General features: G+C 41.0%; 11 protein-coding genes. 7 read left to right on the plus strand and 4 right to left on the minus strand.

The annotated features are described in order from the left end of the window. Positions 1 to 120: 120 nt before the first annotated feature. Positions 121 to 5394 carry an SIALI-17 repeat-containing surface protein gene (locus KUA57_RS07580; RefSeq protein WP_218493994.1) on the plus strand — a complete coding sequence of 1758 codons (5274 nt, stop codon included), beginning with the start codon at positions 121 to 123 and terminating at the stop codon, positions 5392 to 5394. Positions 5395 to 5465: 71 nt separating this feature from the next. On the opposite strand, the gene mraY is transcribed toward KUA57_RS07580, so the two are convergent. The 4 genes from mraY to rsmH are packed head-to-tail and all read right to left on the minus strand — an operon-like array spanning position 5466 to position 9981. After that, positions 5466 to 6446 carry a phospho-N-acetylmuramoyl-pentapeptide-transferase gene (gene mraY / locus KUA57_RS07585; RefSeq protein ID WP_218493995.1) on the minus strand — a complete coding sequence of 327 codons (981 nt, stop codon included), beginning with the start codon at positions 6444 to 6446 and terminating at the stop codon, positions 5466 to 5468. Position 6447: 1 nt separating this feature from the next. After that, positions 6448 to 8700 carry a penicillin-binding protein PBP2X gene (gene pbp2x, locus KUA57_RS07590; RefSeq protein ID WP_070482160.1) on the minus strand — a complete coding sequence of 751 codons (2253 nt, stop codon included), beginning with the start codon at positions 8698 to 8700 and terminating at the stop codon, positions 6448 to 6450. A 3-nt stretch (positions 8701 to 8703) separates the two neighbouring features. Further along, positions 8704 to 9021, minus strand: a complete 318-nt coding sequence (gene ftsL / locus KUA57_RS07595; protein ID WP_070482163.1) for a cell division protein FtsL — start codon at positions 9019 to 9021, stop codon at positions 8704 to 8706. A gap of 9 nt (positions 9022 to 9030) precedes the next feature. Next, positions 9031 to 9981 (minus strand): 16S rRNA (cytosine(1402)-N(4))-methyltransferase RsmH, encoded by a 951-nt coding sequence (gene rsmH / locus KUA57_RS07600; protein ID WP_050279758.1) that lies wholly within the window; start codon positions 9979 to 9981, stop codon positions 9031 to 9033. A gap of 164 nt (positions 9982 to 10145) precedes the next feature. On the opposite strand from rsmH, the gene KUA57_RS07605 reads away from it, so the two are divergent. The 6 genes from KUA57_RS07605 to KUA57_RS07625 form a co-directional block, all read left to right on the plus strand. After that, positions 10146 to 10340, plus strand: coding sequence for a helix-turn-helix transcriptional regulator (locus KUA57_RS07605; protein ID WP_001082471.1), 195 nt, complete (start codon positions 10146 to 10148; stop codon positions 10338 to 10340). A 15-nt stretch (positions 10341 to 10355) separates the two neighbouring features. After that, a complete protein-coding gene (locus KUA57_RS07610) occupies positions 10356 to 10898 on the plus strand; it encodes a DUF3278 domain-containing protein (protein WP_070482165.1) in 543 nt (180 codons plus the stop codon). 10 nt (positions 10899 to 10908) lie between these two features. Beyond that, positions 10909 to 11235 carry a hypothetical protein gene (locus KUA57_RS09635; RefSeq protein WP_348982521.1) on the plus strand — a complete coding sequence of 109 codons (327 nt, stop codon included), beginning with the start codon at positions 10909 to 10911 and terminating at the stop codon, positions 11233 to 11235. A 26-nt stretch (positions 11236 to 11261) separates the two neighbouring features. After that, positions 11262 to 11840, plus strand: coding sequence for a DUF3278 domain-containing protein (locus KUA57_RS07615; protein ID WP_218493996.1), 579 nt, complete (start codon positions 11262 to 11264; stop codon positions 11838 to 11840). After that, the gene (locus KUA57_RS07620; protein ID WP_070842243.1) at positions 11837 to 12313 is read left to right on the plus strand and encodes a glutathione peroxidase; all 477 of its coding nucleotides are present in this window, start codon (positions 11837 to 11839) and stop codon (positions 12311 to 12313) included. The genes KUA57_RS07615 and KUA57_RS07620 overlap by 4 nt, the downstream gene beginning before the upstream one ends. Positions 12314 to 12649: 336 nt before the next feature. Then, positions 12650 to 17584, plus strand: a 4935-nt coding sequence (locus KUA57_RS07625) for an alpha-L-fucosidase (RefSeq protein WP_218493997.1), incomplete at its 3' end; no start/stop codon positions are given.

Consider the following 17584-nt stretch of genomic DNA (forward strand, 5'->3'; position numbering starts at 1 on the left):
TTCTCAAATCCTCTTGACAACACTTCATTAGCTGGTAAAATTAGATTAACAAGACAATATAGAAACAAAAGTTCGCCTCATTAAAAATGAAAGCGCTTTTAATTAATAAAGGAGGTTTCTATGGAAAAAATTTGGAGGGAGAAATCCTGTCGCTACAGTATTCGAAAGCTAACAGTCGGCACAGCCTCTGTTTTGCTTGGAGCGGTTTTTCTAGCTAGTCATACCGTCTCTGCTGATACTATTGAAGTAAAGCAAAACGAGCCTGCATTAGAGAAAACTACAGTTAAGACAGACACTATAACAAAAGCAAGTGAATCAACTGAGCATACACAGCCAAACGTGCCAATTGATCATACAAAACCAGTTCTAGCTAATAATAGTTCTTCTGAAAGCAAACCCGCTGAGGCAGATGTTACTTCTGCTACAACTAACCAAGCAAGTACTGAAGTTATTGTAAAACCTAATGAAAATAAGGAAACCGAAAAACAAGAACTACCTGTGACAGAACAAAGCAACTATCAGCTAAACTATGATCGACCAACAGCTCCTTCCTATGATGGCTGGGAAAAACAAGCACTCCCAGTTGGGAATGGTGAAATGGGTGCTAAGGTTTTTGGTCTCATCGGCGAGGAGAGAATCCAATACAACGAAAAAACTCTTTGGTCAGGTGGACCGCGTCCCGACAGTACCGACTATAATGGAGGAAACTATCAGGAACGGTATAAAATTTTAGCAGAAATTCGTAAGGCTCTTGAAGACGGAGATCGCCAAAAAGCCAAACGATTAGCTGAACAAAATCTAGTTGGACCAAACAACGCCCAGTATGGACGTTATCTAGCCTTTGGTGATATCTTCATGGTCTTCAATAACCAGAAAAAGGGGCTGGATACAGTTACAGACTATCACCGTGGTTTGGATATCACAGAAGCCACTACTACAACTTCTTACACCCAAGATGGAACGACCTTTAAAAGAGAAACCTTCTCAAGTTACCCTGATGATGTCACCGTGACCCACTTGACCCAAAAAGGGGACAAAAAACTTGATTTTACAGTTTGGAATAGCTTAACAGAAGATTTACTTGCTAACGGAGACTACTCAGCGGAATATTCTAACTACAAGAGTGGCCATGTTACGACAGACCCAAATGGTATCTTACTAAAAGGGACTGTCAAAGATAATGGCCTCCAGTTCGCATCCTATCTAGGAATCAAGACTGATGGAAAAGTTACTGTTCATGAGGATAGTTTAACGGTCACAGGGGCCAGCTACGCTACGCTTTTACTCAGTGCCAAGACTAACTTTGCTCAGAATCCAAAAACCAACTATCGAAAAGACATTGACCTCGAAAAAACGGTTAAAGGCATTGTAGAAACAGCTAAATCCAAAGACTACGAGACACTTAAAAAGAACCATATCAAAGACTATCAAAGCCTCTTTAACCGCGTTAAACTAAACCTAGGTGGAAGCAATACTGCCCAAACAACAAAAGAGGCCCTTCAAACCTATAACCCAACAAAAGGGCAAAAACTGGAAGAACTCTTCTTCCAATACGGACGTTATTTATTGATTAGTTCGTCTCGTGATCGGACAGATGCCCTTCCTGCCAACCTACAAGGAGTCTGGAATGCCGTAGACAATCCACCTTGGAACGCTGACTACCACCTCAATGTCAATTTGCAAATGAACTATTGGCCAGCCTACATGAGCAATCTAGCTGAAACAGCCAAGCCAATGATCAATTACATTGACGATATGCGTTACTATGGCCGTATCGCTGCTAAGGAATACGCCGGTATCGAATCCAAAGATGGACAAGAAAATGGCTGGCTGGTTCATACCCAGGCGACACCATTTGGCTGGACTACTCCTGGTTGGAATTACTATTGGGGTTGGTCGCCAGCAGCTAATGCCTGGATGATGCAGAACGTCTATGACTACTATAAATTCACCAAGGATGAAACTTATCTAAAAGAAAAGATTTATCCAATGCTTAAGGAAACAGCTAAGTTCTGGAATTCCTTCTTGCACTACGACAAGGCTAGTGACCGCTGGGTTTCTTCTCCATCCTACTCACCAGAACATGGAACCATCACGATTGGGAATACCTTTGACCAATCTCTAGTTTGGCAGCTATTCCATGACTACATGGAAGTCGCCAACCATCTGAATGTCGACAAAGACTTAGTTACAGAGGTCAAGGCTAAATTTGACAAACTCAAACCACTTCACATTAACAAAGAAGGACGTATCAAGGAATGGTACGAAGAAGACAGTCCACAATTCACTAATGAAGGGATTGAAAACAACCACCGTCACGTTTCCCATCTAGTTGGTCTCTTCCCAGGTACGCTCTTTAGCAAGGATCAGGCTGAATATTTAGAAGCTGCGCGTGCTACCCTCAACCACCGTGGAGATGGTGGTACTGGTTGGTCTAAGGCCAATAAAATCAACCTCTGGGCTCGTCTCTTAGACGGTAACCGTGCCCATCGCTTGCTCGCTGAACAGCTCAAATATTCAACCCTAGAAAACCTTTGGGATACGCACGCACCTTTCCAAATCGATGGAAACTTTGGAGCAACCAGTGGAATTGCAGAAATGCTTCTTCAATCACACACTGGCTACATTGCACCATTGCCAGCCCTTCCAGATGCTTGGAAAGACGGTCAGGTTTCTGGTCTGGTTGCCCGTGGTAACTTTGAAGTCGGCATGAAGTGGAAAGATAAAAACCTGCAAAGCTTGTCCTTCCTTTCAAATGTCGGTGGAGACCTAGTTGTAGATTATCCAAATATCGAAGCCAGTCAGGTTAAGGTTAATGGTAAATCTGTCAAAGCAACTGTTCTTAAAGATGGCCGCATTCAACTGGCAACACAAAAAGGTGATGTCATTACCTTTGAACATTTCCCTGGTCGTGTAACCAGTCTGACAGCAGTTAGACAAAATGGCGTCACTGCCGAACTTACCTTCAACCAAGTAGAAGGCGCTACCCACTATGTTATCCAAAGACAAGTGAAAGACGAATCCGGCCAAACCTCTGCAAGCAGAGAATTTGTGACCAATCAAACCCATTTTATCGACCGTTCGCTCGACCCTCAACTCGCCTACACTTATACTGTTAAGGCTATGCTGGGTAATGTTTCTACACAGGTATCCGAAAAGGCCAATATCGAAACCTATAACCAGTTGATGGATGACCGTGATAGCCGAATCCAATACGGTTCTGCATTTGGAAACTGGGCAGACTCAGAATTATTTGGAGGGACAGAGAAGTTTGCCGACCTTTCACTAGGTAACTATACAGATAAAGATGCGACAGCAACCATTCCTTTCAATGGTGTTGGCATTGAAATCTATGGTCTCAAATCATCTCAATTGGGAATCGCTGAAGTCAAAATCGATGGTAAATCAGTCGGTGAACTGGACTTCTATACTGCAGGTGCAACTGAAAAAGGTAGCCTTATCGGTCGCTTCACAGGATTGTCAGATGGTGCTCATGTGATGACTATCACTGTAAAACAAGAGCATAAACACCGTGGCAGTGAGCGCTCCAAAATTTCCTTAGACTACTTTAAAGTTTTACCAGGACAAGGAACAACCATTGAAAAAATGGATGACCGCGACCCTCGCATTCAATACGGATCTCAATTCAAAGATTGGAGCGACACTGAATTATATAAGAGCACAGAAAAATATGCGGACATCAATAACGCCGACCCAAGTGCTGCTTCAGAAGCTCAAGCAACCATTCCATTTACTGGAACAGGTATTCGAATTTACGGACTTAAAACATCCGCTCTCGGAAAAGCTCTCGTGACACTAGATGGCAAAGAAATGCCAAGTCTAGACTTCTACACAGCTGGAGCTACCCAAAAGGCAACCTTAATTGGAGAATTTACTAATCTTAGCGATGGCAATCATATTTTGACATTGAAAGTTGATCCAAATTCACCAGCAGGTCGCAAGAAAATTTCTCTAGATTCATTTGATATCATCAAAGCCCCTGCTGTTGGTATAGATAGTCCAAGTATCGCACCACTTAAGGAAGGGGATAAAAACATCTCTTTAACTCTTCCAGCTGGAGATTGGGAAGCCATCGCTGTGACCTTCCCAGGCATCAAAGATCCACTCGTTTTACGCAGGATAGACGATAATCATCTAGTTACGACTGGAGATCAGACTGTCTTATCAATTCAAGATAATCAGGTACAAATCCCTATCCCTGACGAAACCAATCGAAAAATTGGAAATGCGATAGAAGCTTATTCTATCCAGGGAAATACAACAAGCAGTCCTGTCGTAGCTGTCTTTACCAAAAAGGATGAGAAGAAGGTTGAGAATCAGCAGCCAACTACAAGCAAGGGAGATGACCCTGCTCCTATTGTAGAAATTCCTGAATACACTAAGCCTATCGGTACAGCAGGACAGGAACAACCCCCTGTAGTAAATATTCCGGAGTATACTAAACCTATCGGAACAGCCGGACAGGAACAACCGCCTGTAGTAAACATTCCTGAGTACACTCAACCTATCGGCACAGCGGGACAAGAACAGCCACCTACCGTTTCTATCCCTGAATACACTGAGCCTATCGGAACTGCTGGACAGGAACAACCGCCTACTGTTTCTATCCCTGAATACACTAAACCTATCGGAACGGCTGGACAGGAACAACCGCCTGTAGTAAATATCCCTGAATACACTAAACCTATCGGAACGGCTGGACAGGAACAACCGCCTGTAGTAAATATTCCTGAGTACACTCAACCTGTCGGGACAGCGGGACAAGAACAAGCTCCTACTGTTTCTGTTCCTGAATATAAACTTCGTGTCTTAAAGGATGAAAAGACTAAAGTTGAAATTATTGGAGGAGCGACTGACTTAGAGGGAATTTCTCACATTTCTAGCAGACGTGTATTAGCTCAAGAACTATTTGGTAAGACCTATGATGCTTACGATCTTCACCTTAAAAATTCAACAGATCAGAGTTTGCAACCAAAAGGGACTGTCTTGGTCCGCTTGCCTATTTCCTCAGCTGTCGAAAATGTCTACTACCTAACTCCATCAAAAGAGTTACAGGCACTTGATTTTACTATTCGCGAGGGAATGGCAGAATTTACGACTAGTCATTTCAGCACCTATGCAGTCGTTTATCAAGCTAATGGAGCATCAACTACTGCAGAGCAAAAACCAAGTGAAACAGATATCAAACCATTGGCCAATAGCTCTGAGCAAGTTTCATCTAGTCCAGACCTTGTTCAATCGGCAAATCATTCTCCTAAAGAACAACTTCCAGCTACTGGTGAAACATCCAATCCACTACTATTCTTGTCAGGATTGAGTCTAGTCCTAACAGCAACTTTTCTACTTAAGAGTAAAAAGGATGAATCAAACTAACGTCTAACCACACAAAAATCAGGATGAAGATAAGCTTCATCCTGATTTCTTTTTCAATAAAGGATTATTTTTTACAGTAGGTATAAAATTGCTAGTGTCAAGAGACTTGCTAGAAGTCCCACTCCCCAAAAGAAGAAGTCAACCTTCCACTCACTCCAAGGACTTCCCTTACCAGACAATCCTCCAAGCTCAAAATGATGATGCACAGGCGTCATACGGAAAATACGTTTACCACCTGTCAGTTTGAAATAACTGACTTGCATCATAACCGAAGTTGTTTCAAAGACATAAACAATTCCGATAATCAAGAGAGTCCATTCTTGGTGGAGGGCCATAGAGATAGCTGCCAGCATTCCACCTAGGGCCAAACTTCCCACATCCCCCATAAAGACTTTAGCAGGCTTATGGTTAAAGACGAAGAAACCAAGCAAACCACCAATCATGGCAAGAATCACTAGAAGGATATCCATCTGACCTTGCACATAGGCAATAACTCCATAGGCAGACAAGCTAATCACAACGGAAATACTCGCTAGACCGTCAATACCATCTGTCAAATTCACTGCGTTTGAAAAACCAACTAGCCAGAAAAGAGCGAAGATAATATAGAAAATCCCTAAATGCACTTGGTAGCCAAAGACAGAGAGCATATCGCCCCCACGCTCATAAAAAAGGTAGAAAATGACTCCACCTAGCAGCTGAAGAGCCAATTTCTGTTTGGGATTAAGGCCCTCATTGATTTTACGGAAGACCTTGAGGAAGTCATCTAAAAAACCAACCAAACCATACAAGACCAAAATAAACAAAACCATACCAACATTATTGGTCAATTGTTTTGAAAAAAGAGCGACGAGGAAACTCACCACAACTGCAGCAATGAGGAAAACAAGTCCCCCCATTGTAGGAGTCCCAGCTTTTGCCTGGTGCTGTTTAACATCCTCATGCATCTGCTGGCCTGTAATTTGCGCCTTTCTATAAAATTGGATAAAGGCCGGAATTCCTACTAAAGTTAGTAAAAATGTCACAATTCCAGCACTGATGGAAATAAACATATTAGTCTCCTAAAGTTAATTTAATTTTTTTAATGTTTTTAATAGCTGTATTAGTCCGAACGTCTTGCTTCTGAACAACAGAACCTGAACCTTCAAATTCCAGCTCAATATCCAACCATTTAGCAAAGGCCTCAGCAATCTCTTTTTTCCAGCCATACATATCTGGAATTTCTTCTACCTTATCCGATAAAAGGAGAACTTGTTGGTTTGGTGCAAGATTTTTTCCTTCTTCTACAGAAGTCTCTTTAATCTTTGTTCCAGTACCAACAACGATTGGTTGCACAATATTTCGACGTAAGGCTTCCGCCAAATCACCAGGTGAAATATCCTTGATGCTAGGCATTGCATACGAAGATTCTGTCGTCACTTGATCTAAATTCTTAGCTGGAGATTGAAGGTTCAGAGATTCTTTCATCGCTGAAGCCCGCTCCAAGATTGGATTGGAAAACTCTCCCAACTGGACAGCTGAATAATGCTCAGGCTGTTGAACCGTTACATACAAGATAAAATCAGGATTTTCAGCAGGATTCATAGTCACAACTGAGAAAATATAATTGGTAGAACCAACCAAGTATCCTCCATTTTTCTCATCAGCGATTTGAGCCGTACCGGATTTAACTGCTACATTTTGTCCAGGAACTGTTATAATTGGCTTTCCTGTGTAGTGATTATACATAGTTCCATATAGAGGGTCCGTCCCAACTAAGATCATGTGATTTCGAGTTGTGCTTGCTGCATCTTCAGATACAGGTTTTCCTACAATCTCTTTTTGAGACTTTCGTACAGACTGATTGTTAGTATCATAAATAGCACTTATAAATTTTGGCTCCAGCATAACTCCATCATTAGCAATAGCTGTAAAGGCACGAAGCATTTGTGTTTGTGTCACTGAAATTCCTTGCCCAAATGAGCTTTGAGCAATATTAACAATATTATCAGCTGGAAGTTGACCAGCGTATTCATCTGTCAAGCCAAAGCGAGTTGGAACCCCAAATTTAAAGCGTTTTAGATAATCCAACCAAGTAGCATCTCCCATTTTTTGTTCAAGTAGACTCATTCCAACATTACTGGAGTGAGCGAAACCTTGTAAGAAAGTCATCATCCCACCAGTAGTCAAACCACCATTAACATCCCAATCTCGAGTCGTCACATCCGCCATTTTAAATTCACTGCTATTGAAGTATTCTCCACTTGGGAAGGTATTATTATCAATAGAAGAAGCTAACGTCATAACCTTCATGGCTGATCCTGGTTCATAGTTACTTTGATAAAGAATATCACGCCAAACAAAGTCCTCAGTGATTCCTTCTTTAGTATCTGCATTAAAGGTAGGTCGTTGGGTGGTAGCGAGGATTTCACCGGTCTTTGCACTGACCAAGGTCGCGGTCATATACTTACCTTTTACTTTTTCTAGAAAGGCATCCATCTGAGTTTCCATGAAAGATTGTAGCGGACTAGACAATGTTGTATAAACATCCTTACCATTCACAGTCTGCTGCGATACCTGTTCCGTACCTGGGACGATATTTCCTACACGGTCTTTTTCATAGGTAATAATACCGTCTGTCCCAGCAAGAATGGTATTTAAAGAACTCTCCAAACCAGAAGTCCCTAACAAACTCTTACTACCATCCTCATTTTCATGAAGTTGGGCTAAGCCAATAAAGCTAGAAGCAAATTGTCCATTTGGATAGCTTCTGTTAGGGCTAGTTGTAAAGTCAATCCCTTCCACACTAGCATCTTTCAAATCTTTTTTAATAGCCATCATATTGGCATAGGTAATCCCATTTCCTTTTGCACCAAAGGAAACTTGGGTCAGATTTGGTTGAGCTAGTTGCTCTTTCACATAAGCTTCATCCATATCCAAATACTTATGGAAGACTTCAGCTACCTTATTAAACTGCGAATCCTCTACATAAAGAATTTTTCCAGTTGCTGACTTGTATTTTTTATCAATAACAGCATAGACGTTATAAGAGGTCGCATCTTCAGCGATTGGCACTCCATTTCGGTCATAGATAGTCCCACGTTTGGCAGGAACTGTTCGGGTTGTTTGGTGAACCTTTTTAGCCTCTTTAACCAAGTCAGTACCAAATATATTACCTTTTGCTATAATATACGCAAAATTAGCCAAAAAGATAGCGAAAAGTACGACAGCTAACAAACTGATGTACTTGCCGACTATTCTACGGTTTTCTGCTGGAGATTTACGATTTTTTAGCGCAAATCGGGTTATTTTTTCTGTCCATTTCATATCTTACTCCGCTGTTCGGATATTTTCGTTATTCAATTTCAAATCTTTTTTATCTGCAATCTCTTTCAAGCGCTCGGCACGAATCAATTCATTCACTTCCTGCTTGGCATCGTCCAGCTCTGTCTTCTTTTCCTCTATCTGCGCATTGATTTTTGTTAAATCACTTTGCACTTGCAAGAGCCGTGTCTGCATAAAGATAATGCTCACTGCTAAAACGAGAGCCGTAAAAGCGATGGAAAGATAAAAAGCCTTCTCCACACGTGAGAATTTTTTTATACGATTCTGCAAGAATTGACTGGTTGTTTCTTTCTTATCTACCATTTTTTCCTCTTACTTGTGAATTTTTCTGGCCACGCGCAACTTGGCTGAGTGCGAGCGGTTATTGGCTTCTAATTCTTCTGCACTTGGCAAGATTGGCTTACGGGATACCAATTCCATCTTGGGCTTGAGATCATCTGGGATGAAAGGCAAACCTTTGGGAACTTCAACTGTTGAAGCCTCCTTGAACAATTGCTTGGTCAAGCGGTCTTCTAATGAATGAAAGGTAATCACTGAAATTCTACCATCCAGAGCCAAGATATCCATAGCCTGCTGGATGGACTCATCTGCCGCTCCCAGTTCATCATTGACTTCAATCCGAATAGCCTGGAAGATCTGCTTGGCAGGATGGCCCTTTTTCTTGAGTTCCTTGGCCGGCTTAGCCGACTTGATAATCTCTGCTAACTCAGTCGTTGTCTCGATTGGCTTGACTTCACGTGCTTGTTCAATCTTACGCGCAATCTGTTTAGAGAATTTATCCTCGCCATACTTGAAGAAAATACGAACCAAGTCATGATAATCATAGTGGTTCACCACTTCATAAGCTGTCAGACTAGCATCCTGATTCATGCGCATGTCCAGTGGCGCATCCTTTTTATAAGAAAAACCACGCTCACGCTGGTCCAATTGAGGACTAGACACTCCCAAGTCATAACAAATTCCATCAATTTCCTGAACACCAGCTTCGCGCAAACGTGCCTGTAAATGACGGAAGTTATCCTTGATAAAGGTCACCATTCCCTTTTCAATGTAAGGTGCCAAGCGTTTTTGCGCATTATCAATAGCATTTTGATCTTGGTCAAAGGCATAGAGATGGCCCTTTTCACTTAATTTACTTAATAAATATTCGCTATGGCCCGCTCCACCCAAAGTCGCATCAACGTAGATACCATCAGGTTTCACATCAAGCATATCAATCGTTTCGTGGAGTAAGACCGTTACATGATGAAATTCTTTTGTCATATCTTATCTATTTTACCACAAATCCGACTAGCTTGCACTAGTCAGACAAATAGGTCAAAAAAAGTAAGATTTCTTTAAGAATATGTCAAATATGCTTGACATCTATTTCATAGAAGAATATAATATAGTCAAATATATGCGACATGAATCAGAAAGGAGACCAGATGAATCGTGTGAAAGAATTTCGCAAGGAACTAGGTATTTCCCAGCTCGAACTAGCCAAGGATATCGGTGTCTCGAGACAAACCATCAATATGATTGAGAACGACAAGTACAACCCAACTCTGGAACTCTGTCTCAATCTCGCCCGCAGCCTCCAAACTGACCTCAACAGTCTCTTTTGGGAGGATAATTTTTAAAAAAGGAGCCAACTCATGAAAAAAGAAACCTTCACTGAAAAACTCATCAAACGCACATACGGTATTTCTGGTCCCCTTGACGAATACAAACGGCGTGAGGCCAATCGTATTGGGAACCAAGTCTTTATCGTCCTCTTTTATCTGATGATTTTCGGAAATCTTATTCCACTCCTTCTGGCCTATAAATACCCTCAAGAAGTGGCTCTAATCTATCCTCCTCTGATTTTAGTGATTGCCCTCATCTCTGCTGGCTATGTCACCTACCAAATGAAAAAAACAGGGATTACAGCTATTGATCCAGATATGCTGAGTGAGAAAGAAAGTAAGCAACTATACTACCCAGGTCTTAAAGCAGGTTTGTTCTTTGGTCTATGGATGTTTTTTATAACTCCTCTTCTCAGTATACTCATAGGTGAAGGTCAGGACTATTTTCATTCTCTCCTCACTATAAGAAATGGTGTATCAAGCATTCTCGGTTCTATCTTCTTCGGAGCGAGTATACAGTTCATCATCTCCCGTCGCATTGAAAAAGCTAAGAAAGATCAAGATGAGGATTAGGAGGTGCCTTATAAAATCACTAGTAACTTTACTTACCTATCATCTTTTATTTGCTTCACTGTTCATCTTCATCATCGTTTCAGGGAACTTGCCAATCTACGATATAGTCCTCCTTCCAGTCTTTGTTCCAGCACTCAACAAAGGATTGACTTATCTAAAGATCGACTCCCAAAAAACGCGCATACTCAACTTAGCACTATTCTTTATGATTCTATCCTTACCACAACTGACGCTCATTTCAAGCAATTGGAAATATTATATACTGTTCACTATCGCTATCCTTTCTTCTATCACTTATCTTTATTATCTCTATCAATTCGTAAAAGAAAGTCAGTAAAGACGCTCATTTAGGAGGTTACTAGCATGAAAAAAGAAGACTTAACCACTCGCCTACTTCGAAATTTTTTTCATATCCAAGGGCCTTTTGATGAATGCCGTCAAGAGGTTATCTACAAGGCTTGCGCCCGTTCCATGATCCAAATCTTTTACTCTTCCTTCATTCTCTTCCTATTCTATATTTTGTTCGGAAGCTTTATAGAAATTGTTCGAAATGTTATGCCCTACATCTATTTTGGACTCATTTTGTTCATGAGTATAAAAGCTCAAAAAGCCGTCAAAGAACTCCATCTTGAAAAAGATGACAAGTCAGAAATCATTCTCAAAACCTACAGCAAAGCCCAAATCAAATTTAGGAGTTGGATTGTGTTTATCGGTCTTCAGATTGGCCTCTTTATCCTACTCATCTTTCATAAAGTCTTCGTTCAGCAGATGTCCCTTCCAGATTTTGGGAAGTTGCTCATGCAATTCGATAAAAGTGTTCCTCTTCTGATGTATGGCCTGATTATCGGTAGCATTTTTGGAACCCTGACCTACGGATTTCTATCACTACAGGAGGAGAAAACTCCTAAAAATACCAAACAGAAGGAGAAAAGCAAGCAATGACTTCACTATACGATTTTTCAGTCTTGAACCAAGACCATCAAGAAACTCCACTAGAGACCTATCGTGGTAAGATTCTCTTGGTTGTCAACACTGCTACTGGATGTGGTTTAACGCCCCAGTACCAAGGACTTCAAGAACTCTATGACCGCTATCAAGAACAAGGTTTTGAGATTTTAGACTTCCCTTGCAATCAGTTTATGGGACAAGCACCAGGTAGTGCAGAGGAAATCAACGCCTTCTGTAGCCTACATTATCAGACCAGCTTCCCACGTTTTGCCAAGATCAAGGTCAACGGTAAGGAAGCAGATCCTCTCTATGTTTGGTTGAAAGAACAAAAATCTGGTCCACTAGGAAAACGAATCGAATGGAATTTCGCTAAGTTTCTCATCGGTCGAGATGGGCAGGTCTTTGAACGCTTCTCTTCAAAAACAGACCCAAAACAAATTGAAGAGGCGATACAAAAATTACTCTGACTTTTTTTTGAATACATTCTTTCATTCAGTTTAATTCTTAAAAGGATGTATTTTTTTCTTTAAAAAGTGAAAGAATTTCTTTAAATTAGGTTTACTTTCTCTATTGCATTTCTTGGAACAATTTAGTATATTTGTTATGTTAAGGTTTTTAAGTTATTTTAAAGATTAAGATAACAATTTTAATTTTTTTATTCTAAAATGAAAGCGCTTAAACAGAGGGGGTAATTAGTCTCAAACTATTGCACAAAATCTAACTATCGCTAAAGAAAATCGTTTCCAAGTCATACTTGGGCTCAGACAGTAGCTGACTGTCTTGATTCAAACTAGGAGTACATTATGAATCGATACCTTTTTGAAAAAGAGCAAACTTTTAGCATCAGAAAATTAACCGTTGGAGTTGCTTCGGTTATGGTCGGACTCGCTTTTTTTGCATCTGGTACAGCACTAGCTGACGAAGCAAAAATTGAAACTACAAGCTCTCAACCAAATGTAGAAAAATTGGCCGAAGTTGAAAAAACCAAACCAGAAGTCAAAAATGAAAGTCCTGTAATTTCTACACCTCAAGAGTCAGAGAAAGCAGAGAAAGCAGAAAAAACTGTTAAACCAGTAGAAGAGAAGACTGTAGCAGAAACTAAAACTACTGACTTGCTTCCTGAAGAAATCCACGATCAAGCTTATCCTGATGCACCCGTGAAAAACATAGATACTTCAGCAATCGTAGACAAGAAGGATAGTCCTAAAGTTGAGACAGAAAGCATTCTAAAAAACAAGGAAGAACTTCCAAAAGAAGCTGAAAATGGTAATCGTGCAATTATCAACGGTGGTCTAGATTTGAAGCACGTCCCTTATGAAGGACAACCTGCTACTGCTGCTAGTATGATTTACACTATTTACAATGGGGGTTCCCAACGCTATATCGTGTCTGGTTCTGGTATTTTTGTGGCACCAAATGTCATCTTGACTGTTGCCCACAACTTTTTAGAATCAAACCGTGATACAAAAGAAGGACATATTCGAGGCGGAGATTCTGCTAAGTTTTACTATAACCTCGGTTCTAATTCTGCTGTTCGCAATTCTCAACCTGTAACGGGTAATACTACTCTATTCAAAGAAGAAGATATTCATTTTTGGAACAAGAAAGAATTTGGAAAAGGATATCAAAATGACTTGGCTGCTGTTGTAGCACCTGTTCCTCTTCAAATCGCTAGTCCAAATAAAGCTGCTACCTTTGTTCCCTTGGCAGAAAATAAAACCTATCAACCTGGGGACCCTGTTAGCACGATTGGATATCCAACTGATTCAAGCTCACCTGAGCTCAAAAAACCAATTGTAGCTGGTCAACTTTACAAGGCTGATGGTGTCGTGAAATCTGTTGATAATTATGATGATAAAGGCTCAAAAGGCATCACCTATCATATGACTTCTGTTTCAGGCCTTTCAGGTGCTGGTATTATCAACAGTGATGGTAAAGTAGTCGGTGTTCACCAACACGGCACAATTGAAAACGGCATCCCTGACAAAGACCGCTTCGGTGGCGGAATCGTCCTCTCACCCGAGCAAGTAAAATGGGTAAAAGATATTATCGCTAAATATGGTGTCAAAGGTTGGTACCAAGGTGATAATGGGAAACGATATTACTTTACTCCTGAAGGAGAAATGTTCAGAAATAAAACTGCTGTTATTGGCGAAAATCAATATTCTTTCGATGAAAATGGTGTTGCGACACTCATTAAAGGAATCGATTACGGACGTGTAGTTGTTCAACACGTAGATGAAACTGGTAATCCAATCAAAACTGATGATACTTTTGTTGAAAAAACTGAAGTTGGAACAGCTTTTGATTATAACTTCAAAAAAGAAATCGCTAAGACTGACTTCTATACAAAAAATCAAGAGAAATACCAGATTGTCTCTATTGATGGCGTCGAAATCAACAAACAACTCAAAGATGAGTGGACCTACAACGTCGTCAGCAAAACAGCTCCAGGAACACGGGTCATCAAGGTGGTTTATAAAGTGAATAAAGGTTCATTTGCCATTCATTATCGTTTGAAAGGCTCAGAGCAAGAATTAGCAGATGTTGTTACTGATAATAATGACGGAAAAGAATACGATGTTTCTTTTGTAAACACTTTTGAAGCAAAAGAAATCGCAGGCTACCGCGCAATAACTCCACGCTTAGAAGCCAGCATCCAGCACAAGGGTGTGAATGATGTTGTATTTGAATACGAAAAAATCTCTGATAGCTCTAATCCGACTTCAACTGTTTTACCTGCTGCTCATCCAGAAGATAAGGAAACAGAAATTGGAAATCACGGTCCCCTTCCAAGCAAGGCTCAACTTGATTATCACAAGGAAGAATTAGCCGCCTTCATCCACTATGGTATGAATACTTATACTAATTCTGAGTGGGGACATGGAAATGAAGACCCAGGATACTTTAATCCAACTAACTTAGATACAGATCAATGGATTCGTACTCTAAAGGAAACTGGCTTTAAACGCACCATTATGGTAGTGAAACACCACGATGGCTTCGTTATTTACCCATCTAAATATACAAATCATACCGTAGCTGCAAGTCCATGGAAAGATGGTAAGGGAGACCTTTTAGAAGAAGTTTCAAAATCAGCTACTAAATACGATATGAATATGGGGGTTTATCTATCTCCATGGGATGTTAATAGTCCTAAATACAAGGTTGATACAGAAAAAGAATACAACGAATACTACCTCAATCAACTAAAAGAAATCCTTGGTAATCCAAAATACGGTAATAAGGGTAAATTTATCGAAGTTTGGATGGATGGAGCACGCGGTAGCGGTGCCCAGAAAGTAACCTACACCTTTGACGAATGGTTCAAATATATTAAGGAAGCTGAAGGAGATATCGCTATCTTCTCTGCACAACCAACAAGTATTCGTTGGATCGGAAATGAGCGTGGTATCGCAGGTGACCCTGTATGGCATAAGGTCAAGAAAGCCAACATCACCGAAAATGTTAAGAACGAATACCTTAACCACGGTGACCCTGACGGAGATATGTACTCTGTAGGGGAAGCAGATGTTTCCATCCGCTCTGGCTGGTTCTACCACGATAATCAGCAACCAAAATCCCTCAAAGAATTGATGGATATCTACTTCAAGTCTGTTGGTCGTGGAACGCCACTTCTTCTCAACATTCCACCAAACAAAGAAGGAAAATTCGCAGATGCTGATGTGGCTCGCTTGAAGGAATTCAAAGCAACCCTAGACCAAATGTATGCGACTGACTTTGCCAAAGGAGCGACTGTAACAGCAAGCTCGACTCGTCAGAACCACCTCTATAAAGAAAGTCACCTGACAGACGGCAAAGACGATACCAGCTGGGCGCTCTCAAATGATGCCACAACAGGTAGCTTCACAGTCGATTTGGGACAAAAGAGACGCTTTGACGTTGTCGAACTCAAGGAAGACATCGCTAAAGGTCAACGTATCTCTGGTTTCAAGATTGAAGTCGAAATCAACGGTCGCTGGGTAACTTACGGAGAAGGTTCAACTGTTGGTTACCGTCGCTTGATTCAAGGCAAGCCTGTAGAGGCACAAAAAATCCGTGTAACCATCACCGGAGCTCAAGCAACTCCAATCTTAACCAACTTCTCAGTCTACAAGACACCAAGTAGTATCGAAAAGACAGACGGCTACCCTCTTGGACTTGAATACCACTCAAATACAACAGCGGATACAGCCGGTACAACTTGGTACAATGAATCTGAAGGTGTTCGTGGCACTTCTATGTGGACCAATCAAAAAGATGCCAAAGTAAGCTATACTTTCACAGGAACCAAGGCCTATGTCGTCTCTACAGTTGACCCAGGTCATGGAGAAATGTCCGTCTACGTTGATGGCCAAAAAGTTGCGGATGTGCAAACTAAGAACACTAGCCGTAAACGCAGCCAAAAAGTATATGAAACAGACGATTTAGCACCTGGCCAACATACCATTACCCTTGTTAATAAAACAGGTGAACCAATTGCTACAGAAGGAATCTACACCCTAAACAATGATAGCAAAGGAATGTTTGAACTTGAGTCTACTAACTACGAAGTCGAAAAAGGAAAACCAGTCACTGTTAAAATTAAACGTGTTGGTGGAAGCAAGGGAACTGCTACTGTTCGCTTCATCACAGAACCTGGAACTGGGGTTCACGGTAAAGTTTACCAAGATACAACTCAAGATGTGACTTTTGAAGATGGAGAAACAGAAAAGACTGTTACCATCCCAACGATTGACTTTACCGAACAAGCCGACTCTATCTTTGACTTCAAAGCCAAGCTCACTTCTGTCACTGATGGTGCCCTGCTCGGTTTTGCTACCGATGCAACCATCCAAGTGATGAAAGCTGAATTACTGATCAAGGATCAAACAAGTTATGATGACCAAGCTAGTCAGTTGGATTACAGTCCTGGCTGGCACCATGAAACCAATTCGGCAGGCAAGTACCAAAAAACGGAGTCTTGGGCTTCCTTTGGTCGCTTAACTGATGAACAAAAGAAAAAGACAACTGTCACAGCCTACTTCTACGGTACTGGACTTGATATCAAGGGCTATGTTGATCCAAATCATGGTATCTACAAAGTCTTCCTAGATGGCAAAGAAGTTCCTTACCAAGATGGCATGGGAAATGCGTCGACTATTGAGGGCAAGAAATACTTTAGCGGTCACGCTGCTCAACGCCAAGGCAATCAAACTCTGGTTAGCCTAAAAGGTCTTGATGAAAACTTGCACGCAGTCACCCTTCAACTAGATCCTGATCGAAACGATTTGTCTCGAAACATCGGTATCCAGGTGGATCAATTCATCACTCGTGGTGAAGGAAGTGAACTCTACAGCAAAACACAAATCCTTCAATCTCTCTCTAAATGGAAAGACGACTTATCTAACTTTGATCCAAGTGGTTTGAAAAATACAGCAACTGCACGCCAAGCGTTCAAGTCTAATCTTGATAAACTCACTGCACAATTAAGTTCTGATACTGTAAATGTACAAGATGTGATGTCAACAGTCACTGCTTTGCAAGATATTCTTAGCAAAGACGAAAATTACCGAAAACCTGGAGACGAAACAAGTCCAGAACAACCAGTTGAACCAAAACAACCGGAACAGCCTGAAATCAATTACGATAAGGCTATGACTAGCTTGACTGAAGCTATCAAGAAAAAAGTAGCTGAACTTGGTGCTAACAACGTTGCTAAGAAAAAATTAGTTGAAATTACTGACAAAGCAATCGCA

Origin of the sequence: Streptococcus vulneris (assembly GCF_019218685.1) — a bacterium.
Lineage (GTDB): Bacteria > Bacillota > Bacilli > Lactobacillales > Streptococcaceae > Streptococcus > Streptococcus vulneris.

Bases quoted from the DNA above. Each gene is read 5' to 3' on its own strand.
- KUA57_RS07580 (WP_218493994.1), top strand. From the start codon at position 121: ATGGAAAAAATTTGGAGGGAGAAATCCTGTCGCTACAGTATTCGAAAG.
- mraY (WP_218493995.1), bottom strand. From the start codon at position 6,446: ATGTTTATTTCCATCAGTGCTGGAATTGTGACATTTTTACTAACTTTA.
- pbp2x (WP_070482160.1), bottom strand. From the start codon at position 8,700: ATGAAATGGACAGAAAAAATAACCCGATTTGCGCTAAAAAATCGTAAA.
- ftsL (WP_070482163.1), bottom strand. From the start codon at position 9,021: ATGGTAGATAAGAAAGAAACAACCAGTCAATTCTTGCAGAATCGTATA.
- rsmH (WP_050279758.1), bottom strand. From the start codon at position 9,981: ATGACAAAAGAATTTCATCATGTAACGGTCTTACTCCACGAAACGATT.
- KUA57_RS07605 (WP_001082471.1), top strand. From the start codon at position 10,146: ATGAATCGTGTGAAAGAATTTCGCAAGGAACTAGGTATTTCCCAGCTC.
- KUA57_RS07610 (WP_070482165.1), top strand. From the start codon at position 10,356: ATGAAAAAAGAAACCTTCACTGAAAAACTCATCAAACGCACATACGGT.
- KUA57_RS07615 (WP_218493996.1), top strand. From the start codon at position 11,262: ATGAAAAAAGAAGACTTAACCACTCGCCTACTTCGAAATTTTTTTCAT.
- KUA57_RS07620 (WP_070842243.1), top strand. From the start codon at position 11,837: ATGACTTCACTATACGATTTTTCAGTCTTGAACCAAGACCATCAAGAA.